The sequence below is a fragment of the Streptomyces sp. CB00455 genome, assembly GCF_001905445.1.
Lineage (GTDB): Bacteria > Actinomycetota > Actinomycetes > Streptomycetales > Streptomycetaceae > Streptomyces.
The window spans coordinates 590,566-615,289 of record NZ_LIVQ01000004.1; the positions used below are offsets into that span (position 1 = coordinate 590,566).

At 72.8% G+C, this 24,724-nt stretch carries 24 protein-coding genes; 13 read left to right on the plus strand and 11 right to left on the minus strand.

Annotated elements, in window-relative coordinates; translation table 11 throughout:
• Nucleotides 1-35: 35 nt before the first annotated feature.
• Nucleotides 36-1,178, minus strand: coding sequence for an NADH-quinone oxidoreductase subunit D (locus AMK16_RS19995; protein WP_073917584.1), 1,143 nt, complete (start codon nucleotides 1,176-1,178; stop codon nucleotides 36-38).
• Between the two features lie 106 nt (nucleotides 1,179-1,284).
• Here AMK16_RS19995 and AMK16_RS20000 point away from each other — a divergent pair, with 106 nt between their 5' ends.
• Entirely contained in the window at nucleotides 1,285-1,776 is a 492-nt protein-coding gene (locus tag AMK16_RS20000) for a PH domain-containing protein (RefSeq protein WP_073917586.1), read from the plus strand.
• Nucleotides 1,773-3,227, plus strand: a complete 1,455-nt coding sequence (locus AMK16_RS20005) for a PH domain-containing protein (RefSeq protein ID WP_242438806.1) — start codon at nucleotides 1,773-1,775, stop codon at nucleotides 3,225-3,227. Before AMK16_RS20000 ends, AMK16_RS20005 begins: the two co-directional genes overlap by 4 nt.
• Before the next feature lie 82 nt (nucleotides 3,228-3,309).
• On the opposite strand, the gene AMK16_RS20010 is transcribed toward AMK16_RS20005, so the two are convergent.
• Together AMK16_RS20010 and AMK16_RS20015 are read right to left on the minus strand one after the other, a co-directional pair.
• Complete coding sequence (locus AMK16_RS20010) at nucleotides 3,310-3,984, minus strand: response regulator transcription factor (protein WP_073917588.1); 675 nt, start codon at nucleotides 3,982-3,984, stop codon at nucleotides 3,310-3,312.
• Nucleotides 3,985-4,007: 23 nt separating this feature from the next.
• Nucleotides 4,008-5,210, minus strand: coding sequence for a sensor histidine kinase (locus tag AMK16_RS20015; protein ID WP_073917590.1), 1,203 nt, complete (start codon nucleotides 5,208-5,210; stop codon nucleotides 4,008-4,010).
• Nucleotides 5,211-5,317: 107 nt separating this feature from the next.
• On the opposite strand from AMK16_RS20015, the gene AMK16_RS20020 reads away from it, so the two are divergent.
• A complete protein-coding gene (locus tag AMK16_RS20020; RefSeq protein WP_073917592.1) occupies nucleotides 5,318-6,310 on the plus strand; it encodes an SAM-dependent methyltransferase in 993 nt (330 codons plus the stop codon).
• Between the two features lie 135 nt (nucleotides 6,311-6,445).
• Here AMK16_RS20020 and AMK16_RS20025 read toward each other — a convergent pair whose 3' ends face one another.
• Together AMK16_RS20025 and AMK16_RS20030 are read right to left on the minus strand one after the other, a co-directional pair.
• Nucleotides 6,446-7,999: a M28 family metallopeptidase gene (locus tag AMK16_RS20025; protein WP_073917594.1), complete on the minus strand. Its 1,554-nt coding sequence runs from the start codon at nucleotides 7,997-7,999 to the stop codon at nucleotides 6,446-6,448.
• 191 nt (nucleotides 8,000-8,190) lie between these two features.
• The gene (locus AMK16_RS20030; protein ID WP_073917596.1) at nucleotides 8,191-9,315 is read right to left on the minus strand and encodes a DUF5937 family protein; all 1,125 of its coding nucleotides are present in this window, start codon (nucleotides 9,313-9,315) and stop codon (nucleotides 8,191-8,193) included.
• 178 nt (nucleotides 9,316-9,493) lie between these two features.
• On the opposite strand from AMK16_RS20030, the gene AMK16_RS20035 reads away from it, so the two are divergent.
• A complete protein-coding gene (locus AMK16_RS20035; RefSeq protein ID WP_073917598.1) occupies nucleotides 9,494-9,718 on the plus strand; it encodes a hypothetical protein in 225 nt (74 codons plus the stop codon).
• A 28-nt stretch (nucleotides 9,719-9,746) separates the two neighbouring features.
• On the opposite strand, the gene AMK16_RS20040 is transcribed toward AMK16_RS20035, so the two are convergent.
• From AMK16_RS20040 to AMK16_RS20060, 5 genes are read right to left on the minus strand one after another with little or no spacing between them, the layout of a single operon-like run.
• Nucleotides 9,747-10,556: a type III pantothenate kinase gene (locus AMK16_RS20040; protein WP_073917600.1), complete on the minus strand. Its 810-nt coding sequence runs from the start codon at nucleotides 10,554-10,556 to the stop codon at nucleotides 9,747-9,749.
• 3 nt (nucleotides 10,557-10,559) lie between these two features.
• Nucleotides 10,560-11,528 carry a carboxylating nicotinate-nucleotide diphosphorylase gene (gene nadC, locus AMK16_RS20045; RefSeq protein WP_073917602.1) on the minus strand — a complete coding sequence of 323 codons (969 nt, stop codon included), beginning with the start codon at nucleotides 11,526-11,528 and terminating at the stop codon, nucleotides 10,560-10,562.
• Nucleotides 11,529-11,530: 2 nt separating this feature from the next.
• A complete protein-coding gene (locus AMK16_RS20050; protein ID WP_242438807.1) occupies nucleotides 11,531-13,276 on the minus strand; it encodes an L-aspartate oxidase in 1,746 nt (581 codons plus the stop codon).
• Nucleotides 13,273-14,265: a pantoate--beta-alanine ligase gene (gene panC / locus AMK16_RS20055; RefSeq protein ID WP_073917603.1), complete on the minus strand. Its 993-nt coding sequence runs from the start codon at nucleotides 14,263-14,265 to the stop codon at nucleotides 13,273-13,275. The genes AMK16_RS20050 and panC overlap by 4 nt, the downstream gene beginning before the upstream one ends.
• The gene (locus AMK16_RS20060) at nucleotides 14,262-15,206 is read right to left on the minus strand and encodes a Rossmann-like and DUF2520 domain-containing protein (protein ID WP_073917605.1); all 945 of its coding nucleotides are present in this window, start codon (nucleotides 15,204-15,206) and stop codon (nucleotides 14,262-14,264) included. Before AMK16_RS20060 ends, panC begins: the two co-directional genes overlap by 4 nt.
• A 110-nt stretch (nucleotides 15,207-15,316) precedes the next feature.
• On the opposite strand from AMK16_RS20060, the gene AMK16_RS20065 reads away from it, so the two are divergent.
• The 7 genes from AMK16_RS20065 (at nucleotide 15,317) to AMK16_RS20090 (ending at nucleotide 20,020) form a co-directional block, all read left to right on the plus strand.
• A complete protein-coding gene (locus AMK16_RS20065; protein WP_073917607.1) occupies nucleotides 15,317-16,561 on the plus strand; it encodes a threonine aldolase family protein in 1,245 nt (414 codons plus the stop codon).
• 138 nt (nucleotides 16,562-16,699) lie between these two features.
• Nucleotides 16,700-16,885 (plus strand): DUF397 domain-containing protein, encoded by a 186-nt coding sequence (locus tag AMK16_RS20070; protein WP_073917609.1) that lies wholly within the window; start codon nucleotides 16,700-16,702, stop codon nucleotides 16,883-16,885.
• 647 nt (nucleotides 16,886-17,532) lie between these two features.
• Nucleotides 17,533-18,126 (plus strand): hypothetical protein, encoded by a 594-nt coding sequence (locus AMK16_RS20075; RefSeq protein ID WP_073917611.1) that lies wholly within the window; start codon nucleotides 17,533-17,535, stop codon nucleotides 18,124-18,126.
• 13 nt (nucleotides 18,127-18,139) lie between these two features.
• Entirely contained in the window at nucleotides 18,140-18,307 is a 168-nt protein-coding gene (locus AMK16_RS36680; RefSeq protein ID WP_199885485.1) for a hypothetical protein, read from the plus strand.
• Between the two features lie 117 nt (nucleotides 18,308-18,424).
• Entirely contained in the window at nucleotides 18,425-18,958 is a 534-nt protein-coding gene (locus AMK16_RS20080; protein WP_073917613.1) for a BlaI/MecI/CopY family transcriptional regulator, read from the plus strand.
• 25 nt (nucleotides 18,959-18,983) lie between these two features.
• The gene (locus AMK16_RS20085) at nucleotides 18,984-19,514 is read left to right on the plus strand and encodes an amino-acid N-acetyltransferase (protein ID WP_073917615.1); all 531 of its coding nucleotides are present in this window, start codon (nucleotides 18,984-18,986) and stop codon (nucleotides 19,512-19,514) included.
• A gap of 164 nt (nucleotides 19,515-19,678) precedes the next feature.
• Complete coding sequence (locus AMK16_RS20090) at nucleotides 19,679-20,020, plus strand: histone-like nucleoid-structuring protein Lsr2 (RefSeq protein ID WP_073917617.1); 342 nt, start codon at nucleotides 19,679-19,681, stop codon at nucleotides 20,018-20,020.
• Here AMK16_RS20090 and AMK16_RS20095 read toward each other — a convergent pair.
• Nucleotides 19,999-20,571 carry an SCO3374 family protein gene (locus AMK16_RS20095; protein ID WP_073917619.1) on the minus strand — a complete coding sequence of 191 codons (573 nt, stop codon included), beginning with the start codon at nucleotides 20,569-20,571 and terminating at the stop codon, nucleotides 19,999-20,001. The genes AMK16_RS20090 and AMK16_RS20095 overlap by 22 nt on opposite strands.
• Before the next feature lie 465 nt (nucleotides 20,572-21,036).
• Between AMK16_RS20095 and AMK16_RS20100 the strand changes: the two genes are divergently transcribed.
• Entirely contained in the window at nucleotides 21,037-23,562 is a 2,526-nt protein-coding gene (locus AMK16_RS20100; RefSeq protein WP_073917621.1) for an ATP-dependent Clp protease ATP-binding subunit, read from the plus strand.
• Between the two features lie 474 nt (nucleotides 23,563-24,036).
• The gene (locus tag AMK16_RS20105; protein WP_073917623.1) at nucleotides 24,037-24,651 is read left to right on the plus strand and encodes a M23 family metallopeptidase; all 615 of its coding nucleotides are present in this window, start codon (nucleotides 24,037-24,039) and stop codon (nucleotides 24,649-24,651) included.
• Nucleotides 24,652-24,724: the final 73 nt, after the last annotated feature.

The window sequence follows — 24,724 nt, forward strand, 5'->3', positions numbered from 1 at the left end:
GATGTGCCTGGTCGAGCGCGGCGCCCTCGCGCGGGCTACTTGTCGATGTCGCCCACGACGAAGAACAGCGAGCCGAGGATCGACACCATGTCCGCGACCAGCTGTCCCGGCAGCAGCACCGCCAGCGCCTGGATGTTGTTGTACGAGGCGCTGCGCAGCTTCAGCCGGTACGGGGTCTTCTCGCCCTTCGAGACGAGGTAGTAGCCGTTGATGCCGAGGGGGTTCTCGGTCCAGGCGTAGGTGTGGCCCTCGGGGGCCTTCAGGACCTTGGGCAGGCGCTGGTTGACGGGGCCCGGCGCAAGGACGGCCATCCGGTCCAGGCAGGCGACGGCGAGGTCGAGCGCGTTGTGGGTCTGCTCCAGCAGGACCTCGAAGCGGGCCAGGCAGTCGCCCTCGGTGCGGGTGACCACCTTGAGGACGTCCTGGAGCTCGTCGTACGCGAGGTACGGCTCGTCGCGGCGCAGGTCGAAGTCGACGCCGGAGGCGCGGGCGACGGGGCCGGAGACCCCGTAGGCGTGGACCGCCTCCGCGGACAGGACCCCGACGCCGCGCGTGCGGCCCCGGAAGATCTCGTTCCCGTGGACCAGCTTGTCGTAGACGTCCATGCGGGTGCGGACGTCGGCGACGGCCTCGCGGGCCCGGCCGAGCCAGCCGGCCGGGAGGTCCTCCTTGAGGCCGCCGACCCGGTTGAACATGTAGTGCATGCGGCCGCCGGAGATCTCCTCCATGACGGCCTGCAACTCCTCGCGCTCGCGGAACGCGTGGAAGATCGGGGTGATCCCGCCCAGTTCGAGGGGGTAGGAGCCGAGGAACATCAGGTGGTTCAGCACCCGGTTCAGCTCGGCCAGCAGCGTCCGCATCCACACGGCACGCTCGGGGACCTCCATGCCCAGCATCCGCTCGACGGCCATGACCACGCCGAGCTCGTTGGAGAAGGCGGACAGCCAGTCGTGGCGGTTCGCGAGCATCACGATCTGCCGGTAGTCGCGCGCCTCGAAGAGCTTCTCGGCGCCGCGGTGCATGTAGCCGACCACCGGTTCGGCGCTGACGATCCGCTCGCCGTCCAGGACGAGGCGCAGACGCAGGACGCCGTGCGTGGAAGGGTGCTGGGGGCCGATGTTGAGCACCATGTCGGTGCTCTCCGCCGCGCCGCCGATGCCGACCGTGGTCTCCGTCATGCGGGCATTGTCTCAGCCGCGGGGGCCGTCGCGTCGATCGGGCCGGATCGCGGACGGGGTGCCGAGGGCCCGGTCCGGGCGGCCGGACACCCCCTAGGGTGGACGCATGGAAACCGGGACGACGGGTGGGTCGGGGGAGCCCGTGTGGGTGGGGCTGCCGGGCGGGCTGCTCACGCTGCGCCGGCTGCTGCTGGTGCTCTGGACGGCCGCTCTCGTGGGGGTGAGCGCGGTCGTGCTGGGCCTGGCGGCGGGCCCGGGGTGGGCGGCGCTCGCCGGGTGCTGGCTCGTGGTCCCGGCCTGGGGATGGGTGATGCTCGGCCGCAACTGGCGGTCCTGGCGGTACGCCGAGCGCGTGGACGACCTGCTGATCAGCCGGGGCGTGCTGTGGCGGGAGCAGACGGTGGTGCCGTACGGGCGGATGCAGCTGGTCGAGGTGACCTCCGGCCCGCTGGAGCGCCGCTTCGGGCTGGCTTCCGTACAGCTGCACACGGCGGCCGCCGCGACGGACGCCAGGATCCCCGGGCTGGTGCCGGCGGAGGCGGAGCGGCTGCGCGACCGCCTCACCGAGCTCGGCGAGGCAAGATCGGCGGGCCTGTGACCCCCGGCCCGCCGGACGAGGACCCCCGACTGCCGCTCCCGGAGGCCGCTGTCCCCGGGGGCCGTGCGCCCGGGGACGGCGCCCCCGGGGTCCCGGTCCCCGGGGGCCCCGGCCCGGAGGCCACAGCAGGAGCGGCAGCCCCGGCGGCCGCGGGCGGCGGGGCCGGCGAGCGGCGGTTGCACCCCTTCACGCCGCTGCGCCGCGCCTGGGTGCCGATCGCCGCGACCGTCGGCGTCATCGCCCAGCAGGGCGACCGCGCCGGCCAGTGGATCGCGGACCTGTCCACCCTGCTCCGGCTGGCCGCCGTGGCCGGCCTGGTCCTGGTGTTCGGTGTCTACGGGTTCCTGAGCTGGTGGTTCACCCACTACGCCGTCACCGATACCGAGCTGCGCATCCGCAGCGGCCTGATCTTCCGGCGCGCCGCGCACATCCGCCTCGACCGGATCCAGGCCATCGACGTCACCCGGCCCCTGCTGGCCCGGCTGACCGGGGTCGCCAGCCTGCGGCTCGACGTCATCGGCGCCGAGGCCAAGGACGAGCTGGCCTTCCTCGGCGAGCCGCAGGCCGTGGCGCTGCGCGCCGAGCTCCTCGCCCGCGCGGCCGGCTTCGCCCCCGCCGAGGCGGTGCGCCTGGGTGAGGCACCCGAACGGGAGCTGCTGCGCGTGCGCCCCCGCGACGTCGTCGTCTCCCTGCTGCTGAGCCTCGGCGTCTGGGCGGCGCTGGCCGGGGGGATCGCCATGCCGGTGCTCGTGTGGTGGTTCAGCTCCAACCCGTGGGTGGCCGTCTTCACGCTGCTCCCGATGCTCGGTGCGGTCTGGGCGGGCACCGCGGGCCGCTTCCTCACCGAGTACGACTGGACCGTCGCCGAGTCCCCGGACGGGCTGCGCCTGGACCACGGGCTGCTGGACCGGGCCCACGAGACCGTGCCGCCGGGGCGCGTGCAGAGCGTACGGATCGTGGAGCCGCTGCTGTGGCGGCGGCGCGACTGGGTCCGGGTGGAACTGGCCGTCGCGGGCTCGAAGAACGGGGTCCTGGTCCCGGTGGCGTCGCGGGCCGCCGCCCATGCCGTGATCGCCCGGGTGCTGCCGGGGGTGGACCTGGCGGCGCTGTCCTTCAGCGGCTCCCCGGCGCGCGGTGCGCGCTGGGTGGTCCCGGTGTGGTGGAAGGGCTACGCCCTGGCGGTCTCCCCGGACGTGTTCGCCGCCCGGCACGGCCGCCTGTGCCGCCGCACGGAGGTGGTCCCGCACGCCAAGGTGCAGAGCGTCCGCCTCACGCAGGGCCCCTGGGAACGGGCCCGCGGCCTGGCCGACCTCCATGTCGACACGGGCGCCGACGGCACGGTCACCGCCCGGCTGAGGGCGACGGCCGAAGCCGCCGCCCTCCTGGCCGCGCAGGCCGCCCGGGCCCACACCTCCCGGGCAGCGGCCCGCCCGGACCGCTGGATGACCTGAGGGCTCTCCCGCAGGCCCCGGCTCCCCGGCGCACGGGCGCCGGCCGCCGCGGGCCTTGCCGGCGCCCCTTCGACGACAGGGCCTAAGCCGCTCCGCCGCCCGCTCTGACCAGGCCCGTCTCGTACGCCAGGACGACCACCTGGACCCGGTCGCGCAGGCTCAGCTTCGTCAGGATGCGGCCCACATGGGTCTTGACCGTCGCCTCCGAGAGGACCAGCCGGGCCGCGATCTCGCCGTTCGACAGGCCCTGGGCCACCAGCAGCATGACTTCCCGCTCGCGGTCCGTCAGCCGCTCGATCTCCTTGTTCTGCGGCTCCTGCGTGGTTGAGGGAAGCATCGGGGCGAAACGGTCCAGCAGCCGGCGGGTCGTGGACGGTGCGACCACCGCGTCGCCGCTGTGCACCGACCGGATGGCCGCCAGCAGCTCGGCGGGCGGGACGTCCTTCAGCATGAAGCCGCTCGCCCCCGCCTTCAGCCCCGAGAAGGCGTACTCGTCCAGGTCGAAGGTGGTCAGGATGATCACCTTCGGGTGTTCCTCCGGCTCGCAGATCCGGCGGGTGGCCTCGACGCCGTCGAGCTTCGGCATGCGCACGTCCATCAGCACCACGTCCACCTTCGTGGCCCGCAGCACCTCCAGCGCCTCCAGGCCGTTGCCCGCCTCGGCCACGACCTCCATGTCCGGCTGGGCGGCGAGCACCATCCGGAAGCCGGTGCGCAGCAGCACCTGGTCGTCGACCAGCATCACTCGGATGGACATCGGTTACCTCGTCCTCTTCGACTTCAACTCTTCTTCAGGGGAAGCAGCGCGCTGATCCGGAAACCGCCGCCCGGCCGCGGCCCGGTGTCCAGGGTTCCGCCGACCATACCGATCCGCTCGCGCATGCCGATCAGCCCGTGCCCGGCGCCGTCGGCGCCGCCGTCCTCGTACAGCTCGTGTGCCGCGCCCCGCCCGTCGTCCTCGACGAGCAGACCGAGCCCGTCGTCGAAGTAGACCAGCCGCACGCTCGCCGTCGCGTCGGGGCCCCCGTGCTTGCGCGTATTGGTCAGCGCCTCCTGCACGATCCGGTACGCGGTCAGCTCGACACCGCTGGGCAGCCGCCTCGGCGCGCCCTCGACCTCGAAGTCCACCGCGAGCCCGGCCGCCCGTACCTGCTCGACCAGGACCTCGATCTGCTCCACGTCCGGCTGGGGCACGTAGTCCTCGGACTCCTGCGGCTCGCCGGTGCGCAGCACGCCCAGCAGCCGGCGCATCTCGGCGAGGGCCTGGCGGCCGGTGCCGGAGATGGTCTGGAGGGCTTCCTTGGCCTGCTCGGGGGCCACGTCCATGACGTAGGCCGCGCCGTCGGCCTGGACCACCATCACCGAGACGTTGTGCGCGACGACGTCGTGCAGCTCGCGGGCGATCCGGGCCCGTTCGGCGGCGACGGCGACCTTGGACTGTGCCTCGCGCTCCTTCTCCAGGCGCTGGTTCCGTTCGATGAGCTGGGCGTAGTAGGCCCGCCGGGTGCGCAGGGAGTCGCCGAGCACCCAGGCCAGGACGAAGGGGACGACCACGAAGAGGGTGAACAGGACGTTGTCGACGGTGCGGCCCTTGTCCACGTGGAAGCGCAGGGCGTACAGGGGGGCGGCGGCCACTCCGAGGGCGAAGGCCGTGCGGGAGAGCCGCCGGGAGACCTCGGCCGAGGCCGCGACCGTGTAGAGGGCGATCAGCATCCCGAAGTCGCCGATGTGGACGTCGGTGTGGGTCAGCAGCTGGTAGACGCCGGTGGCGACGGCCAGCCAGAACATCTGCTTCGTCCACCTGCGGCGCAGGGCCACGACGGCGCCCATGGCGATCACCGACGGCACCGCGACCAGCCGGGCGGCGGTGGTGCTCGGGCCGTTGTCGGCGACTTCCAGCATGGCGGTACCGAACAGGAGGACAGCCCAGAAGCCGTCGACGCCCGTCGGGTGTCTGCGGAGGAAGTCGTAGAGGCGCTGCACGTAACCCAGAGTAGGGAAAGGTGATAGGTGCTGGAGTCAACCACAGGTGCGAACCTCGCACCGCAGGCGTACTCCCCAAGGTGGAGGGGGAGCTTAGCCTTTGGGTGATGAGCGCTCAGGGTGTGTCCGTGACTCCGGTTCGATGGCGCCGCGCGATGCGGTCGGCGCTGTACGGGCCCGGCGGCTTCTACGTGCGGCCGGGCGGCCCCGGTCCCGCCGGGCACTTCCGCACCTCGGTGCACGCCTCGGGGCTGTACGCGGGGGCCGTGGCCCGGCTGCTGCGGTGGGTGGACGGGGAGCTCGGGCACCCGCGGCGGCTGGACCTCGTCGACGTGGGGGCCGGGCGGGGGGAGCTGCTGGCCGGGGTGCTCGCCGCGCTGGAGCCGGAGGTGGCCGCGCGGGTGCGGCCGTACGCCGTGGAGCGCGCGGAGCGGCCCGAGGGGCTCGACCCGCGGATCCAGTGGGCGGCCGAACCGCCCGGCGGGGTGACGGGGCTGCTCTTCGCGAACGAATGGCTGGACAACGTACCGCTGGATGTCGCGCAGGACGGGCGCTACGTCCTGGTCGCGGCGGACGGTACGGAGAGCCCCGGCGACCCGGTGGAAGGCGCGGACCTGGCCTGGCTGGAGCGGTGGTGGCCCGGCGGCGACCGTGCGGAGATCGGCCGGCCGCGGGACGAGGCGTGGGCGGCGGCCGTGGCGGGCCTGGAGCGGGGGCTGGCGGTGGCGGTCGACTACGCCCACACCCGCGGGGCGCGGCCCCCGTGGGGCACGCTGACGGGCTTCCGCGCGGGCCGGGAGGTCCGGCCGGTCCCGGACGGCAGCTGCGATGTCACCGCTCACGTGGCGCTGGACGCCTGCGCCGGGCCGGGGTCGGTGCTGCTGACCCAGCGCGAGGCCCTGAGCGCGCTGGGCGTCTCGGGGTCCCGGCCCCCGCTGGCCCTGGCGTCGACGGATCCGGCGGCCTACGTCCGGGCCCTCTCCTCGGCGGGGGAGGCGGCGGAACTGACCGCCCGCGGCGGTCTCGGTGACTTCGGCTGGCTGGTCCAGCCGGTCGGCATCAGGGCCTGGCGGCCGGCGGACGCCCCGGCCCCGGCGTGACGGGGCTGTCCGGGTGGCCGCTCCGGCCGGGGTGAGGGGCAGTGGCCGAGCGGCGCCCCGGCCCCGACCGGGCCGCCGTCCCGCAGGGGCCGCCGTCCCCCGCGGGACGGCGGCCCCTTACGCCGGAGCGCGTGCCTACTGGCGGACCTCGTCGTGGCCCTCGTGCAGACCGCCGCCCCCGCTGCCGCCGCCCGGCGTCGGCTGGGAGACGACCGGCTTCGAGAGCGGGGCCAGGTCGTGGGCGTAGTGGCCGACCGCGTTCGCGATGACGTCGACGTTGATGTCGAGCGCCTTCTGGTCGATGTTCGTGATGTCGTCACCCGCGGCGTGGTAGTTCACGTCGTAGGCGACACCCGCCTGACCGCCGAACTTCGCGGCCTCCTCCGGCGTCTTGACCCCCTCGGCGCCGGTGAACGTACCGCCGGAGGGGATGCCGACCTCGATGAACGGGCCGTAGTCCGAGCGGCCGGAGAAGTCCGTGCCCGCGTGCGGGATCTTCCTGGAGTCGAGGAAGTCGTTGATCCCCTTCTCCAGCTGGGCGGAACCGGCCGGGCCGGGGCCCGAGCCCACGCCGTCCGAGTCGTCGCCGTCGTAGACGAAGTAGGCGGCGTTCGGCGAGGCGATCATGTCGAAGTTCAGATAGAGCTTGATCTGCTTCTTCTGCGCCTCCGTCAGCCCCGCGACGTACGCCTCGGAGCCGAGCAGACCGTACTCCTCCGCCGACCACCAGGCGAACCGGACCTTGTTCTTGACCTTGGTCTGGCTGCTCGCGAGGCGCTGCGCGACCTGCAGTATGCCGGCCGAGCCGGAGCCGTTGTCGTTGATGCCCGGGCCCGCCGCGACCGAGTCGAGGTGCGCGCCGAGGAAGACGGTGTTGTCCGCGTCGCCGCCCCGGGTCTCCGCGACGACGTTGTACGTCTTGCGGTTCTCCCGCAGCTCGCGGAGGTCGAGGGTGACCGCGACCGGGCCGCCCGCCGCGTCGGCGGCGAGCTTCTCGCCGTCGGCCTGGCTGATGCCGCCGGTGGGGACCTTGCCCGCGTTCGGGTCGCCCAGGGTGCCGTTCAGGGCGCCCTCGGTGTTGTTGTAGATGATCGCGCCGACCGCGCCGGCGGCGGCCGCGTTGGCCTGCTTGACGGCGAAGGTGCAGCCGCCGCGCTTGACCAGGGCGATCTTCCCGGTGAAGGCGCCCGCGGCGAAGTCGCCCGGCTCGCAGCCGTTGGTGCCGTCCGCGTCGACCGGTGCGACGGCGATCTGGGCGGTCACGCCCGCCGCCGGGGAGCTCGCGGTGTAGGTCATCAGGTGGATCGGGACGTCGTGCCCGTTCGCGCCGTTCACCGTCAGCTTCTCGGCGACGGTCTCGACGTACACGAAGTCGAACTCGTTCTTGGTGACCTTGTAGCCGGCCGCCCGCATGACGGCCTCGACGTACTGGGCGGACTGCACGTGGCCCTTCGAACCCGCCACGCGGGTGCCCTTGTTGTAGTCCGCGATGGCCTGGAAGACCTTCAGGTGGTTGTAGGCGCCCTTGCCGGTCGCCTCCTTGACCAGTTTCCCGGCCAGGGCGTCACCTCGTGCGGCATCGCTCTGGGGGCTCCCGGTGGCTCCGGCCGGCCCGGCGAGCAGCAGGGGGGAGACGAGGGCTGCTGCGGCCAGGGCCGCGGTCGCGGCAGCTATACGGCGTGAGGGCATGAAGGTCCTTCCACGACAAGGGCGAGCAGGAAGCGGTGCGCGGTACGTGGGGGGAGCGGTGGACGCACGTTAAACAGCAAGCGGCGGTCCTGGCCAGAGTTTTCGCTGATTCCGGTTTGTGAATTCCGTATATCGGAGCTTCCGCGCCGTCGAGAACCGGCCATTCACCCCGGGGGGCGAGCCCCACGGCACTAGCGGAGCAGTCCCTCTATGAGGTCGGAGCCCAGGCGCGCCACCACGGACAGGTCCAACTGGTGCTGGACGTACCGGCCTTGACGCCGGGTGTGTGTCAGGCCGGCCTTCTTCAGTGCGGCCAGGTGCCGGGACACCTCCGGAGCGGTGATGCCGTGTACGGTCGCCAGTTCGCTCGTCGTGTACGGGGCGCGGGCGAGGCTGCGGCACAGCAGCATCCGCATCGGGTGCGCCAGCGCCTCCATCCGCCGCTGGATCAGCTCCACCGATCCCGCAGCGACGGTCAGTTGGGGGGAGCCGAGCGGGTAGTGGACCACCGGTCGCCAGCTCGGGGCGTGCAGGACGAGCAGGTGCGGCCGGCCGAAGTGGGTCGGGACGAAGACCAGGCCGGGGCCCAGCCGGGGATCGGTGGCGGTGGCCGACCCGTGGACCATCTTGTCCACCGTGACCGTCGTCAGCCCCTCGTCGACGCTGAGCGCCGGGGAGACCTCCTGCAGCGCGGCCGGGAGACCCTTGCGCCGCAGCACCTCGGTCTTGTGCCGGGCGTCGGCGCTCTGTGCGGGCTCCAAGCGCTTCCAGGCCTCGGCGAAGAAGGCCTCGTCGCAGTCCTCCAGGAGCCGGCGCATCCAGGCGCGGACACCGGCCGGGTCCTCCAGCAGCCGGACGGAGAAGGCCAGCTGGCGCGGACCGCGGGCGGCAGCCGTCTCCAGAGCCTTGGCCTTCGCCGCCGGATCCTTCAACGGCGAGGGGATGCCGCCCTCGTTGTACTGGGCGAGCCAGCAGTGCTCCAGGGCCGCCGTCACGAACAGCTCGTCGTCCAGCCGGTCCAGTACGTCGAGTTCCTCGGCCAGGGTCGCGGCGGGCAGCCCGGCTCCGCCGGGGATCCCGGCGAAGGGCATGAACACGTCGGAGAACGAACTCCGCCACATGAAGTCGCCCTCCAGCAGCCGGTCGGCGAGGGAGGGGTCGAGCGCCGCGGAGGTGGCGGTCGTCCAGGAGGCCAGCCCGGGGTGGTGGGCGGGCTGGGAGAGCGCGTGCAGGGCCATGCAGAGCTCGGCCAGCGGCGAGGGCGCGAAGGAGATCCGCTCGGCAGGGAGCCCGGCGATGTCGATGGTGACGCTCATCGCCCCATTCTGCCGGTGTGCCCGCCGTGCGGGCCCTCGGGGCGGGCGCACCGGCGGGGCCGGACGGGGGCCCGGCAGCGGTCCGGCGAACGCCCTGTACGGAGGGCCGCGACGGCATCGATTGACGGCGGGCGTCAATCGACGCGCGTCGCGCTACCGACGGAGCGAGGGTGGATACATGACCGCGATCGAGCAGTACCTCATCGACACCTACCGGGCCTCACAGCAGGGCGCCCCGATGCCTCCGCCGCCGGGCCGGGACGACCTCGCCGTGCTGCGCGCGGCCCGGTCCTACGAGCAGTTCCGGGCGGTCGTGCAGGGCCGCACCGCCCGGCACCCGTGGCGCGCCGCCCTTCGGCGCCTGCCCGCCCCGGCCGCCCCGCGGCACACGGGCCGCGGATGACCCACGGGCGCGCGCCGCGGGGAGCCCGTCACTCGAAGTTCGGCGCGTTGCGTTCGTAGACCAGGCGCAGGCCGATCAGCGTCAGCCACGGCTCGTGCTCGTCGATCACCGAGGACTCCCCGAGGACCATCGGCGCGAGGCCACCGGTGGCGATGACCCGGACATCGTCCGGGTCGCCGTTCGGGCCGGCCAGCTCCTTGGCCATCCGGGCCACGACCCCGTCGACCTGGCCCGCGAAGCCGTAGACCACGCCCGACTGCATCGCCTCGACCGTGGACTTCCCGATCACGTTGCGCGGGCGGGCCAGCTCGATCTTCCGCAGCTGGGCGCCCCGTACACCGAGGGCCTCCATCGAGATCTCGATGCCCGGGGAGATCACCCCGCCCACGTACTCGCCCTTCGCGGACACCGCGTCGAAGGTGGTCGCCGTGCCGAAGTCGACCACGATCGCCGGACCGCCGTAGAGCTCGACCGCCGCGACCGCGTTGATGATGCGGTCCGCGCCGACCTCCTTCGGGTTGTCCATGAGGATCGGCACGCCCGTCTTGATGCCGGGCTCCACCAGCACCGCCGGCACGTCGCCGTAGTAGCGCCGCGTCACCTCGCGCAGCTCGTGCAGCACCGACGGCACCGTCGAGCAGATCGCGATGCCGTGGATGCCGTCGCCCAGCTCGTTGCCGAGCATCGGGTGCATGCCCATCAGCCCCTGCATCAGCACGGCCATCTCGTCGGCCGTGCGCCGCGGGTCGGTCGAGATGCGCCAGTGCTCGACGATCTCGTCACCGTCGAAGAGGCCAAGGACCGTTTGGGTGTTGCCCACGTCGATGGTGAGGAGCACCGGTTACACCGCCTCGCGCAGATCGAGACCGATGTCCAGGATGGGCGAGGAGTGGGTCAGGGCGCCGACGGCCAGGAAGTCCACCCCGGTCTCCGCGTACGCCCGGGCGGTGTCCAGGGTCAGGCGGCCCGAGGACTCCAGCACCGCGCGGCCGGCCACCAGGGCCACGGCCTCGGCGGTCTGCGCGACCGTGAAGTTGTCCAGCAGGATCAGGTCGGCTCCCGCCTCCACGACCTCGGCGACCTGCTCCAGGGTGTCGACCTCGACCTCCACGGGCACGTCGGGGAAGGACTCCCGTACGGCCTTGAACGCCTGCGCGACACCGCCCGCCGCCACCACGTGGTTGTCCTTGACCAGCGCCGCGTCCGACAGCGACATGCGGTGGTTGACGCCGCCGCCGCAGCGCACCGCGTACTTCTCCAGCGCGCGCAGGCCCGGCGTGGTCTTGCGGGTGTCGCGGACCTTCGCCCCGGTGCCCTCCAGGACGTCCGCCCAGCGGCGGGTGGCGGTCGCGATGCCCGACAGCCGGCACAGGATGTTCAGCGCGCTGCGCTCCGCCGTCAGCAGGTCGCGGGTGCGCGAGCGCACCGACAGCAGCACCTGCCCGGCCCGGACGCCGTCGCCGTCCTCCGCGTGCCGCTCCACCTCGAAGGCTTCGGTGCAGACCATGGAGAACACGGCTTCGGCGATGCGCAGCCCGGACACGACGCCGTCCTCGCGGGCGACGAAATCGGCGACGGCCTCGGCGTCCTCGGGGACGGTGGCGACGGTGGTGACGTCGACCCCGCCGTCGAGGTCCTCCGAGAGCGCCATGTGGGCGATGTCCTCGACCTCGACGGGGTCCAGGCCCGCGTCCGCGAGCAGCTGGGCCAGCGCCGGGTCCAGGCCGGTCTCCTCGCCGTCACCGCAGGCGCAGTCGTCGCCGCAGCCGCCGTCGTTCTGGTCGATCAGGGGAAGTTCGGGGGTGCTCACGGTCACTGCTCCAGGCTCTGGGGGGTACTGAGGGGTAGGCGCACGGACGGGAAGTCCGCGGAATCGGTGGGGAGGACGACCAGGGCCCGCTTCTCGGTGGCCGAGAGCCGCACGACCAGGTGACGGCGCCAGGCGGCGTCGTCCCGGTCCGGGTGGTCCTCGCGCCAGTGGCAGCCGCGGGTCTCCTCGCGCCGCAACGCGGCGGCGACCAGCACCCGGGCCACGCACAGCAGGTTCGTGGCCTCCCAGGTGTCCACACCCGGCTCGGCGGTCTTGCCGTGCGCTTCGAGGTCGTTCAGAGCGGTCGCGTACAGCCCTTCGAGGGCCTCGGCCGCCGTGCGCAGCGACGCGGCGGAGCGCAGCACGCCCGCGCCGTCCGTCATGATCCGCTGGACCTCGTACCGCGCTGCGGCGGGCTGCAGCGGCCCGGTCGCCGGGACGGGGACGCCGGGGCCGTTGCCGGAGCGGGCCTGCGCGGTGATGTCGTCGGCGATGCGCTCGGCGAAGACCAGACCCTCCAGCAGGGAGTTGGAGGCCAGCCGGTTCGCCCCGTGCACCCCGGTGCAGGCGACCTCGCCGCAGGCGTACAGGCCCGGCACGGTGGTGCGCCCGTGCAGGTCGGTCCGGACGCCGCCGGAGGCGTAGTGCGCGGCGGGCGCGACGGGGATCGGCTCGGTCACCGGGTCGATGCCGTGGCTTCGGCAGGCGGCGAGGATGGTGGGGAAGCGCTGCTCCCACATCTGCGCGCCGAAGTGCCGGGCGTCGAGGAACATGTGCTGCGCACCCTGCTCCTGCATGCGCCGCATGATGCCCTTGGCGACGATGTCGCGCGGCGCCAGCTCGGCGAGCTCGTGCTGCCCCGTCATGAAACGGACGCCGTCCGCGTCGACGAGGTACGCGCCCTCGCCGCGCACCGCCTCGGACACCAGCGGCTGCTGCCCCTCGGCGTCCGCCCCGAGGAACAGCACCGTCGGGTGGAACTGCACGAACTCCAGGTCCGAGACCTCGGCCCCGGCGCGCAGCGCGAGCGCCACGCCGTCACCCGTCGACACCGACGGGTTGGTGGTGGCGGAGAAGACCTGCCCCATGCCGCCGGTCGCGAGGATCACGGCGGGCGCGTGGACCGCGCCGACGCCGTCGTGCTGGCCCTCGCCCATGACGTGCAGCGTGACGCCGGCCGTACGGCCCCGCGCGTCCTGGAGCAGGTCCAGCACGAGCGCGTTCTCCACGGTCTCGATGCCGGCGGCCTGCACGGCCTCGACCAGCGCCCGCGAGATCTCGGCGCCGGTGGCGTCGCCGCCCGCGTGGGCGATCCGGCGCCGGTGATGGCCGCCCTCGCGCGTCAGCTCTATCTCACCGGTCTCCGAGGAGGTGTCGAAGACGGCGCCGGTCTCCATCAAACGCCGTACCGCGCCGGGCCCTTCGGTCACCAGCAGTCGTACGGCCTCCTCGTCGCACAGGCCCGCGCCCGCGACCAGGGTGTCGTCGAGGTGCTGCTCGGGGGTGTCACCCTCGCCGAGGGCCGCGGCGATGCCGCCCTGGGCCCAGCGGGTGGAGCCGTCGTCGAGCCGCGCCTTGGTGACCACGACCGTGCGCCGTCCGGCGGCCGCGCAGCGCAGGGCGGCGGTCAGGCCCGCGACGCCGGAGCCGACGACCACGACGTCGGCGTCGAGGGACCAGCCGGGGGCCGGCGCGTGCAGCCGTATGCCGGTGCCGCCCGGCTGGATGCCTCTGCCTGGGGTGCTCACGCGTGTGCTCCGAATTCCAGTGGGATGTTGTCGATCAGCCGCGTCGTGCCCACCTTGGCGGCGACGGCCAGCACGGCCCGGCCGGTGAACCCGGCGGCCGCCTCGGTGAAGTCTTCCGGATCCACCAGCGCCAGGTAGTCCAGGGCCAGCGGCGGATCGTGGCGGCCCGCCTCCTCCAGGACGTGGCGGGCCGCGGCCCGTACGGCGTCCGGCAGCCCGGCGCCCGCCGCCGAGACGGCGTGCGCGTCCGCGGAGGCGCGGACCTCCCCGAGCTTCGCCAGCGCACTGGCCCGCTCGTCGCTGGCCGGGGCGGCTTCGGCGCGGGCGCGCAGCGCCGCCTGGGCGGCGAGCCGGTCGCGCCCGGCGAACAGGGCACGGGACAGGGCCAGTGCGGTGCGCCGCTCGGCGGCGGAGAGGTAGCGGTTGCGGGAGGACAGCGCGAGTCCGTCCTCCTCGCGGACGGTCGGTACGCCGACCACCTCGACGGGGAAGTTGAGGTCGGTCACCATCCGCCGGATCAGGGCCAGTTGCTGGGCGTCCTTCTGGCCGAAGAGGGCCAGGTCAGGGCGGGTGAGGTGGAGCAGCTTGGCGACGACGGTCAGCATCCCGTCGAAGTGCCCGGGCCGCGTGGCCCCTTCGTAGCGCCCGCCCATCGGGCCGGCGCTGATCCGCACCTGCGGGTCGCCGCCGGGGTAGACCTCCTCGACCGCGGGGGCGAACACCGCATCGGCGCCCGCTCGCGCGGCGATCCGTACGTCGGCGTCCAGGGTGCGCGGGTAGCGGTCGAGGTCCTCGTTCGCCCCGAACTGGAGCGGATTGACGAAAACGGTGACGACGACCTGGCCCCCGGGGCCGGCCAGTTCGCGGGCGGTACGGATCAACGTGGCGTGGCCCTCGTGCAGGGCGCCCATGGTCATGACCACGGCCCGGCGGCCGGTGCGCGCGAGCGCGTGCAGCTCCGCGGCGGTGTGCAGCAGCAGTCCGGTCACGGAGCACCGTCCTCGGAGCCGGTGGCGCCCGGCGCCCCCGCGGCGCCGGGGGCGCCGTCGGCGAGCACGCCGAGCAGGTCCTCGGCGAGTTCCGGCTTGAGCAGGCCGTGGGCCAGGGCCCGGTCGGCGGTGGTGCGGGCCATCGCCAGGTATCCGGCGACCGCGCCCGGCGCGTGCCGGCGCAGCTCCGAGACGTGCGCGGCGACGGTTCCGGCGTCCCCGCGGGCGACCGGGCCGGTCAGCGCGGCGTCCCCGGAGCGCAGGGCGTTGTCGAGGGCGGCGCCGAGCAGCGGGCCGAGCATCCGGTCGGGGTGCTCGACCCCGGCCCTGCCCAGCAGCTCCATGGACTGGGCGACCAGGGTGACCAGGTGGTTCGCGCCCAGGGCCAGGGCCGCGTGGTAGAGCGGACGGTTCTCCTCCGCGATCCACTCCGGCTCCCCGCCCATCTCGATGACCAGGGCCTCGGCGGCGAGGCGCAGTTCCTCGGGGGCGGTGACGCCGAAGGAGCAGCCGGCGAGCCGCTGCACGTCGACCTCGGTGCCGGTGAAGGTCATCGCGGGGTGCAGGGCCAGCGGCAGGGCGCCCGCGCGGCGCGCCGGGTCGAGCACGGCGGTCCCGTAGCGGCCGGAGGTGTGCACGAGGAGCTGGCCGGGCCGGATCGCGCCGGTCTCGGCAAGACCCTCGACCAAGGAGGGCAGCGCGTCGTCCGGCACGGTGAGCAGGACCAGGTCGGCGTTCTCGAAGACCTGCTCCGGCGGGACGAGGGGGACGTCGGGCAACATCCGCGCGGCCCGGCGCACGGAGGCGTCGGACACTCCGGAGACGGCGACGGGCCGGTGCCCGGCCTGCTGGAGCGCGCGGGCCAGCGCGGGGCCGACCCGGCCGGCTCCGACGACGCCGATCGCGAGCCGCGCAGGGCGTGGCTGCTGTGAAGGATTCACGCGGGGAGGGCCTTCCGTTCCAGTCCGCGGGGGGTACCGGACGATACGCCGCCATGCTAGCTCCTGGGGCCGATGGCCGGTCCGGCGGCGATGGGGCGAGGATCGGAACCATGAGCGACGACAGCGGCGGGCACGGGGGCGGTCAGGACGACGACCACGGCGCCGGCGGCACGGCCCACGAGACGGGGGACGGGGCGGCCCACGCGCCGGCCTGCGGCAGCTGCGACGACACGGGCGACGAGGACGCCGCGCGCACGAAGCGCCTGGTCGCGGCCTGGCGCGGGGCGCGCCGCAAGCTGTCCCCCTGCCTGCAGGAAGCCACGGTGGGAGAGCTGCTCGCGCCGCTCGCCGATGCCCCGTACGACCTGGACGAGCCGGCCGACGTCTACGGGGACGGCGTCGTCGCCGCCCTGGAGCGCCGGGTCGCGCAGCTGCTCGGCACCGAGGACGCGGCGTTCTTCCCGAGCGGGACGATGGCGCAGCAGGTGGCGCTGCGCTGCTGGGCCGGCCGGACCGGGAACCGGGCCGTGGCGCTCCACCCGATGAGCCACCCCGAGCGCTGGGAGGGGGACGCGCTCTCGGCCGTCTCCGGGCTCCGCGCGGTCCACCCGACCACCGAGCCCCGCCAGCCGTCGCCGGCCGAGGTCGCCGGCGTCCGGGAGCCCTTCGGGACGCTGATGCTGGAGCTCCCGCTGCGCGACGCGGGCTTCCTCCTGCCCACCTGGGAGGAGCTCGGGGCGCTCGTCGAGGCGGCCCGCGCGCGCGAGGCGGTGGTCCACTTCGACGGGGCCCGGCTGTGGGAGTCCACCGTCCACTTCGGGCGGGCCCTCGCGGACATCGCGGCCCTGGCCGACTCCGTGTACGTCTCCTTCTACAAATCGCTCGGCGGCCTGAGCGGGGCGGCCCTGGCGGGGCCGCAGGACTTCGTGGAGGAGACCAGGGTGTGGCGCCACCGCTACGGGGGCCAGATCTTCCGGCAGTTCCCCCAGGCCCTCGCGGCGCTGACCGGGCTGGAACGGGAGCTGCCGAAACTCCCGGCGTACGTGGCGCAGGCGCGGGAGGTGGCCTCGGCGCTGCGGGAGGGGTTCGCGCAGGCGGGACTGCCCTGGTTCCGGATCCATCCGCGGGAGCCGCACACCCACCAGTTCCAGGCGTGGCTCCCGTACGACGCGGACCGTCTGACGGACGCGGGTCTGCGGCAGGCGGAGGAGACGGGCACGGTCCTCTTCCGCCGCTGGGCCCCGGCCGGGCCGCCGGATCTGGCGATGACGGAGGTGGAGGTCACCGAACCGGGCCTGTCCTGGACCCCGGAGGACGTCCGGGCGGCGGCCGCCGCCTTCGCCGCCCGCCTGTAGGCGCCCCGCACCCCCGCCCGGGGCCCCCGCAAACCGGCCGGGAGACACGGCGAAACGCCGAATTCGGCCGAACCGGCCGGTTGCGGCCCGTCCCGGCGATACGGTCCCTCCACGGGAATCAGCCGGAGGAGAGACACCATGACCGCTCAGCCCGTGTGGCAGAAGTCCTCGTTCTGCAGCGAGGGAGACGCCTGCGTCTACGTCGCCACCGCCCCCGGGTCCCTCGTCCGGGTCGCCGACCGCGCCGACCCGGCGCACCTCGTCCTGGCGACCACCCAGGCCGCCTGGTCCGATTTCCTGCGCGCGATCAAAGAAACCGGCTGAGCCCCCGCCCCGGGCTGGCCGGCCTCGCGCCGGGCCGCCCCGGGCTGGGCCACACCAGGCTGAGCTACTCGTGCCGGACCGCCCCGCGCCGGGCCGCACCGGGTTGAGTCGCCCTGGGATGGGCAGCCCCGGGCTCTGAGTCGCCCTGGGATGGGCAGCCCCGGGCTCTGAGTCGCCCTGGGCCGGCCCGCCCGGGGCCGTACCGGGGCGAGCCACCCCGGGCCGGCATGCCCGGGGCCGCACGGGGCCGGTCAGCCCCGCGCCGGGCCGCAGAGGGTTGAGCCACCCTGGGCCGTGCTGCCCTGCGCCGGGCCGCACCGGGCTGAGCTGCCCCGGTCGGACCGTCCCGGGCCAAACAGCCCCGGGCGGGGTCGCTTCGGGGGGCCGCACCGGTCTCAGCTACCCGCACCGCCCCGCACCGCCCCGCCCCGCGTCGCGCCGCCCCGCGTCGCGCCGCCCCGCCCCGCGCCGCCCCGCGCCGCCCCGCGCCGCCCCGCGCCGCACCGCCCCACCCCGCACCGCCCCACGCCGCAGCGGCCCATGCCCGCTCCCGGCCCGGCACGCCGAGACCGGTCGACCTCGGGGGTTTTTGTCCGATTAGCGCGTATCTTCGGCGCATGCCCACGCCCTACGGATCCCGCGGCGGCATGGCGTTCAGCGCCGCCGAGCTGCACGTGCTCAGGCGTTCGCTCGCCCACGCCCTCCAGTCCTCCCCGGCGCCCCTCACGGCCGCGGAGGTCCAAGGCTGCCTGCGCCTCGCGCAGTCGGTGGACGAGGCGGTCCGGGAGGCGGCCCGGCTCAGAGCCTTCCTCCTGGAGGACCTGGCCCGCTACCGCGGCGCCCTGCCCGGCAGCCTCACCGGGTACCTGGAACTGCTCCAGGACGCCCTGGCCGCCGGGTACGAGCCGACGCCCGACGACCTCGCGGCCCTGCGCGCCCTGCGGGCCGGCCCGGTCGCAGCCGCCCTGCTGGACCGCGCCCAGGCACTCGCGGAGCGCTCCGTACGCCGGCGGCTGTCCACCACCCCCGCCCCCCGGACCCGGCTGCTGGCCCTGGCCGGCGGCCGTGAGGAGCGGCCGGAGCCCTCACCGGCCCCCGAGCCCGCCCCGGCGCCCACGCCGGAGCCCGGGCAGCCGGCCAAGCCCGGGCAGCCGGCCAGGCCGGTCCCGACCCCCGGCGAGGTCTTCCCGCCGCGCCGCAAGCCCGGTCCGCCCCCCGCGGCCGGGCGGGCCGCCGGGTAGCTACGCTGAGGGCATGGACTACGTCTCCGCGCTCGTGCCCCCCATCGTGATGGCCGCGTTCTTCATCGCCCTCGTCGTGACGATCGTGAAGTCCCAGGGCGGCGCCAACAAGGCCAAGGAGGACGCGGCGGTCGATGCCGTGATCGCCCGGGCCGAAGCCGCCCGGCAGCCGCAGAAGTAGCGTCCGCGGGCACACCGGGCGCGGGGCCCTTCGGAATCGGGCCGGGCGCCCGATTTTGTTGCGCGTTGCCGAGCGAATAGTCGGGCAATTACCCACAATCCGCACTATCGTGCTGTTGTGCCTCGCCCCTTGGGAGAACTCGAAGACGCCGTCATGACACGGGTGTGGCAGTGGAACCGCCCGGTCACCGTCCGGGAAGTGCTGGAAGACCTCCAGCAGGAACGGTCCATCGCGTACACCACGGTCATGACCGTCATGGACAATCTCCATCAGAAGGGCTGGGTCCGCCGGGAAGCCGAAGGCCGCGCCTATCGATATACGGCGGTCTCCACCCGCGCCGCCTACTCGGCCGCACTGATGAACGAAGCCTGGTCGACGAGCGACAACCCCGCGGCCGCCCTCGTCGCGTTCTTCGGCATGATGTCGGCGGAACAGCGGGAAGCACTCAGGGACGCCGTACGGATCGTCCAGCACGACGACGAGTCCGCCCCGGAGCCGGCCCCCGCGAACGCCCCCGCGAACGACCCCGGAACCACCCCCGGAACAGCCCCCGGAACCGCCCCCGGCCCGGCCGCCGGGCCGCCCGGAGCGGCCGCGCCGCGAACCCCCGCGCCACCCGGAGCCGAAGAGGACTCCGCCGAGCGTCCGTAGGGGAGGGGGCGATAGCGTCCGGGGCATGGGAGAGTTTTCCGCTGCACATGCAGAAACAGTGACGATCCGCCGTGCCCGCACCGCTGATGTTCCCGCGCTGCGCCGCCTGCTCGACCAGTACGTGCAGCAGCGGATCCTGCTCGACAAAGCCCCCGTCGTCCTTTACGAGGACATCCAGGAGTTCTGGGTCGCGGAACGCGACTCGGACGGCTCGGTGGTCGGCTGTGGCGCTCTCCACGTGATGTGGGAAGACCTCGCCGAAGTCCGCACTCTTGCCGTCGACCGCACCTTGAAGGGCGCCGGAGTGGGCCACCTGGTGTTGGAGCAGTTGTTGCGCACCGCCCGCACGCTCGGGGTCAGCCGGGTTTTCTGCCTGACCTTCGAAGTGGACTTCTTCGCGAAGCACGGCTTCGTCGAGATCGGCGAGACGCCGGTGGAGACCGATGTCTACATCGAGCTCCTGCGTTCCTATGACGAGGGCGTCGCGGAGTTCCTCGGTCTCGAACGAGTGAAGCCGAACACCTTGGGTAACAGTCGGATGCTTCTGCACCTCTGATCGATCACCGTGGCTTTTCGGGTCTCCGCGCGCCTGTGGCCTATGTCCGAATCGCGCACGTTTCCCGCCCTGTTGCGGTCTCGAACCTCTCCCCGGGGGTTTGTGTTTTCCAGGCAAAAGCGGTTTCCTTTCCGCGTACTGCTTTTCGATGAAAGGAAATCCCGGTGGCACAGAAGGTTCAGGTCCTTCTTGTCGACGACCTCGACGGTGGCGAGGCGGACGAGACGGTGACGTTCGCTCTGGACGGCAAGACCTACGAGATCGACCTCACCACCGCCAACGCTGAAAAGCTCCGCGGTCTGCTCGACCCGTACACCAAGGGCGGCCGCCGCACCGGTGGCCGTGCCACCGGTGCCCGCACCAAGGGCGGCCGCGCCTCCGCCGCGACCGGCAACCCGGACACCGCCGAGATCCGCGCGTGGGCCAAGGAGAACGGCTACAACGTGAACGACCGCGGTCGTGTGCCGGCCGAGATCCGCGAGGCCTACGAGAAGACCAAGGGCTGACGGGAGCGGCTCGTACGGCGCCGCAGGCGCGCGCGGTGGCATTCCGTCGCCGCGGCGGCCACCAGCCGTACGAGATCGGGTCCGCGGGCGGGCCCGGCACCCTGTCCGTGACCCGGCAGGGCCGGCAGCAGAGCCTCACACCCCTGCTCGGGGGGTCGCAGCCACACGGCGGCTCCCCGAGGGCCAGGGGGCTGCCCCGGGGGAACCGGGGCGGTGATCCGGCCGCCTTCACCCAGGGCGGTGAGATCCAGGGCCACCCCGCCCCATTCCAGCCAGTCGAGGAGCCCCTCCAGCTCCTCCGCGCCGCCCGCGGCCACCAGGAAGCGCATCCGCCGCCCCGCGAGCGCCACCGGGCCCGTGGCGACCGGCCTGCGCAGGAGCTCCGCCCCCGCATCGGACGGCAGCTCCAGTACGTCGAACCGGGACCCCGTCACCAGCCGGGCGGGCGATCCGGCCACGACGCTCCAGCCGAGCACCCGCTCGTACCAGGAGGCGTCCGGGCCCTCGACCGGGACGCGGGGTGACGGGACGCCTGCGGTGGTGAGGGCCATGCCCGGAGCAACTGCGGAAACGGCATCGGGGTTACGGCCTGCGTCACACACTGCACGTGAACGAATACGGAACGTAAACATCCGCGGGGGCTCCACCCTGCATTCGGGACGGAAACGTGTTCGCCCTCAGCTGAGGGGACCGGTCCCGTCGGCATGGAGTGTCAGTCCCCACGGGTAAGACATTCCTAGTGGATCGGGGCGACACGCTGATTTGAGCGGCTTCCGTTCGCCATCGGCGTACACGCATGACGGGTATCTGCCTGGCCTGCGGGAACATCGTCTCGCACCATCGAGTTGGAGCAGGTGTCGGCTCTACAAGCCGGTTTTTCCTCACCGACGTGGGGGTGAGCCGCGGACGGATGTCGGCAGTTGGAATCAGCTGTCCCGCCCCGCGGGACTAGCATGCGGTAGGACAGGGCGGGGACCGACCCCGAACTGCCCGACCGCTCTGAGGAGCGATAAACGATGTTCGAGAGGTTCACCGACCGCGCGCGGCGGGTTGTCGTCCTGGCTCAGGAAGAAGCCCGGATGCTCAACCACAACTACATCGGCACCGAGCACATCCTCCTGGGCTTGATCCACGAGGGTGAGGGTGTCGCCGCTAAGGCCCTGGAGAGCCTCGGGATTTCGCTCGAGGCTGTTCGCCAGCAGGTTGAGGAGATCATCGGTCAGGGGCAGCAGGCCCCGTCCGGCCACATCCCCTTCACCCCGCGGGCGAAGAAGGTCCTGGAGCTTTCGCTCCGAGAGGCCCTCCAGCTCGGCCACAACTACATCGGCACCGAGCACATCCTGCTCGGCCTGATCCGCGAGGGCGAGGGCGTCGCCGCCCAGGTCCTCGTGAAGCTGGGCGCCGATCTCAACCGAGTCCGGCAGCAGGTCATCCAGCTGCTCTCCGGCTACACCGGCGGCGGCAAGGAGTCGGCCACGGCCGGCGGCCCGGCCGAGGGCACGCCCTCGACCTCGCTCGTCCTGGACCAGTTCGGCCGCAACCTCACCCAGGCCGCTCGCGAATCCAAGCTCGACCCGGTCATCGGGCGCGAGAAGGAGATCGAGCGGGTCATGCAGGTGCTGTCCCGCCGTACCAAGAACAACCCCGTCCTCATCGGCGAGCCCGGCGTCGGCAAGACCGCCGTCGTCGAGGGCCTGGCCCAGGCGATCGTCAAGGGCGAGGTGCCCGAGACCCTCAAGGACAAGCACCTCTACACCCTGGACCTGGGTGCCCTGGTCGCCGGTTCCCGCTACCGCGGTGACTTCGAGGAGCGCCTGAAGAAGGTGCTCAAGGAGATCCGCACCCGCGGCGACATCATCCTGTTCATCGACGAGCTCCACACCCTCGTGGGTGCGGGCGCCGCCGAGGGCGCGATCGACGCCGCCAGCATCCTGAAGCCCATGCTGGCCCGTGGTGAGCTCCAGACCATCGGTGCCACGACGCTGGACGAGTACCGCAAGCACCTCGAGAAGGACGCGGCCCTCGAGCGCCGTTTCCAGCCGATCCAGGTGGCGGAGCCTTCCCTCCCCCACACGATCGAGATCCTCAAGGGCCTGCGCGACCGCTACGAGGCCCACCACCGCGTCTCCATCACGGACGAGGCCCTCGTCCAGGCGGCGACGCTGGCGGACCGGTACATCTCGGACCGCTTCCTGCCGGACAAGGCGATCGACCTGATCGACGAGGCCGGTTCCCGGATGCGCATCCGCCGGATGACCGCGCCGCCGGACCTCCGCGAGTTCGACGAGAAGATCGCGGGCGTGCGCCGCGACAAGGAGTCGGCCATCGACTCCCAGGACTTCGAGAAGGCGGCCTCTCTCCGCGACAAGGAGAAGCAGCTGCTGGCGGCGAAGGCCAAGCGCGAGAAGGAATGGAAGGCCGGCGACATGGACGTCGTCGCCGAGGTCGACGGCGAGCTCATCGCCGAGGTCCTCGCGACCGCGACCGGCATTCCCGTCTTCAAGCTCACCGAGGAGGAGTCCTCGCGGCTGCTCCGCATGGAAGACGAGCTCCACCGCCGGGTCATCGGCCAGAAGGACGCCATCAAGGCGCTCTCCCAGGCGATCCGCCGTACCCGTGCGGGTCTGAAGGACCCGAAGCGCCCGGGTGGCTCGTTCATCTTCGCCGGCCCGTCCGGTGTCGGTAAGACCGAGCTGTCCAAGACGCTCGCCGAATTCCTCTTCGGCGACGAGGACGCGCTGATCTCCCTCGACATGTCGGAGTTCAGCGAGAAGCACACGGTTTCGCGTCTCTTCGGTTCGCCCCCCGGCTACGTGGGCTACGAAGAGGGCGGCCAGCTCACCGAGAAGGTGCGCCGCAAGCCGTTCTCCGTCGTTCTCTTCGACGAGGTCGAGAAGGCCCACCCGGATATCTTCAATTCCCTTCTCCAGATCCTGGAGGACGGTCGCCTGACCGACTCCCAGGGCCGGGTCGTGGACTTCAAGAACACGGTCATCATCATGACGACCAACCTGGGCACCCGGGACATCTCGAAGGGCTTCAACCTGGGCTTCGCGGCCCAGGGCGACACGAAGACCGGATACGACCGGATGAAGGCGAAGGTCAACGAAGAGCTCAAGCAGCACTTCCGGCCCGAGTTCCTCAACCGTGTCGACGACACGGTCGTCTTCCACCAGCTGACCGAGGAAGACATCATCCAGATCGTCGACCTCATGATCGCCAAGGTCGACGAGCGCCTGAAGGACCGCGACATGGGCATCGAGCTGAGCGGCGACGCGAAGCTCCTGCTCGCCAAGCGCGGCTACGACCCGATCATGGGCGCCCGCCCGCTGCGCCGGACCATCCAGCGCGAGATCGAGGACCTGCTCTCGGAGAAGATCCTCTTCGGCGAGCTGCGCCCCGGTCAGATCGTGGTCGTCGGCAAGGAGGGTGAGGGCGAGGACGCCAAGTTCACCTTCCGCGGCGAGGAGAAGTCGGCGCTGCCGGACCTCCCCCCGATCGAGGCCACGGGCTCCGGCCCGGACCTGTCGAAGGGCGCGTGACCGCCGCGAGGCGGTAGGCAGCAGTACGAAGGGGCGGCCCCGGGACTGAGAAGTCCCGGGGCCGCCCCTTTTGCCTGCCCCTGTTCCGCTCCGTCTCCGTCGTGCCGGCGGGGCGGGCGCGGGCGCCCCCGCCGGGGTGCCGGAGCGCGGTTTCGGGTGTCCGCCGAAGGTCCTCCGACGGGTTGCCGATGGCCGCGGCCGGTGACAAGCCGCACAGGACAAAACGGACGTACTAGGTGGTTTCGTAGGCGAAGAGGGGCCCTGCGTACCACTTCCACCCCGGGAGAGAGCCGTCAACAGGACATTTCTCCCCACCTCGGCTACGAGCCGACGTAGTAAAGGAGAGGTTTGAGAAACGGCGGGGACTCGGGTTACCAAAGATGAGCCAGCCCGGCACGTGCTCGATCGTGCCGGGTCACTTCATGCCCGAGGCGGGCGTGAACCGCCCTGTCCCCGGCCCCGGAGGTCTGCTTCATGTCCGCGAAGCGCGTCAACACCCGTCGTACCCGTCTTGCCGTCGGCGTAACCGCATTCGGTGCCGTCCTTGCTCTCGGGGCCGGGACGACCGCCGCCTTCGCCGACACGACGCAGAGCGCCCTCACCGGCACCGCGGAGCTCGTGGCCCGCCAGGCGACCGCCCAGGCCGCCGGCGCCGCGTCCGCGAAGCGCCCCGGCTGGACCAAGCCGGTCTCGAAGTACACGCTGTCCGCCACCTTCGGCAAGGGCGGCAACATGTGGTCGCACAAGCACTCCGGCCAGGACTTCGCCGTCCCGGTCGGCACCCCGGTCAAGGCCGCGGCCGGCGGCACCGTGGTCAAGGCGGGCCCGAACGGCGGCGGCGACGGCCCGGCCTACGGCAACGCCATAGTGATCCGCCACGCGAACAACACGTACTCGCAGTACGCGCACCTCTCGAAGATCCAGGTCCGGATCGGCCAGAAGGTCTCCGTCAACCAGCGGATCGCGCTGTCCGGCAACACCGGCAACTCCAGCGGCCCGCACCTGCACTTCGAGATCCGCACCACCCCGAACTACGGCTCCGCCGTCAACCCGGTGGCCTTCCTGCGCAAGGCCGGCGTCACCGTCTGACCCGGCCCCGCCCCTGTGCCGCCGCAAGGCCCGATCAGCGATCACGGATCAGCGAGATCGGGCCTTCGCCGTG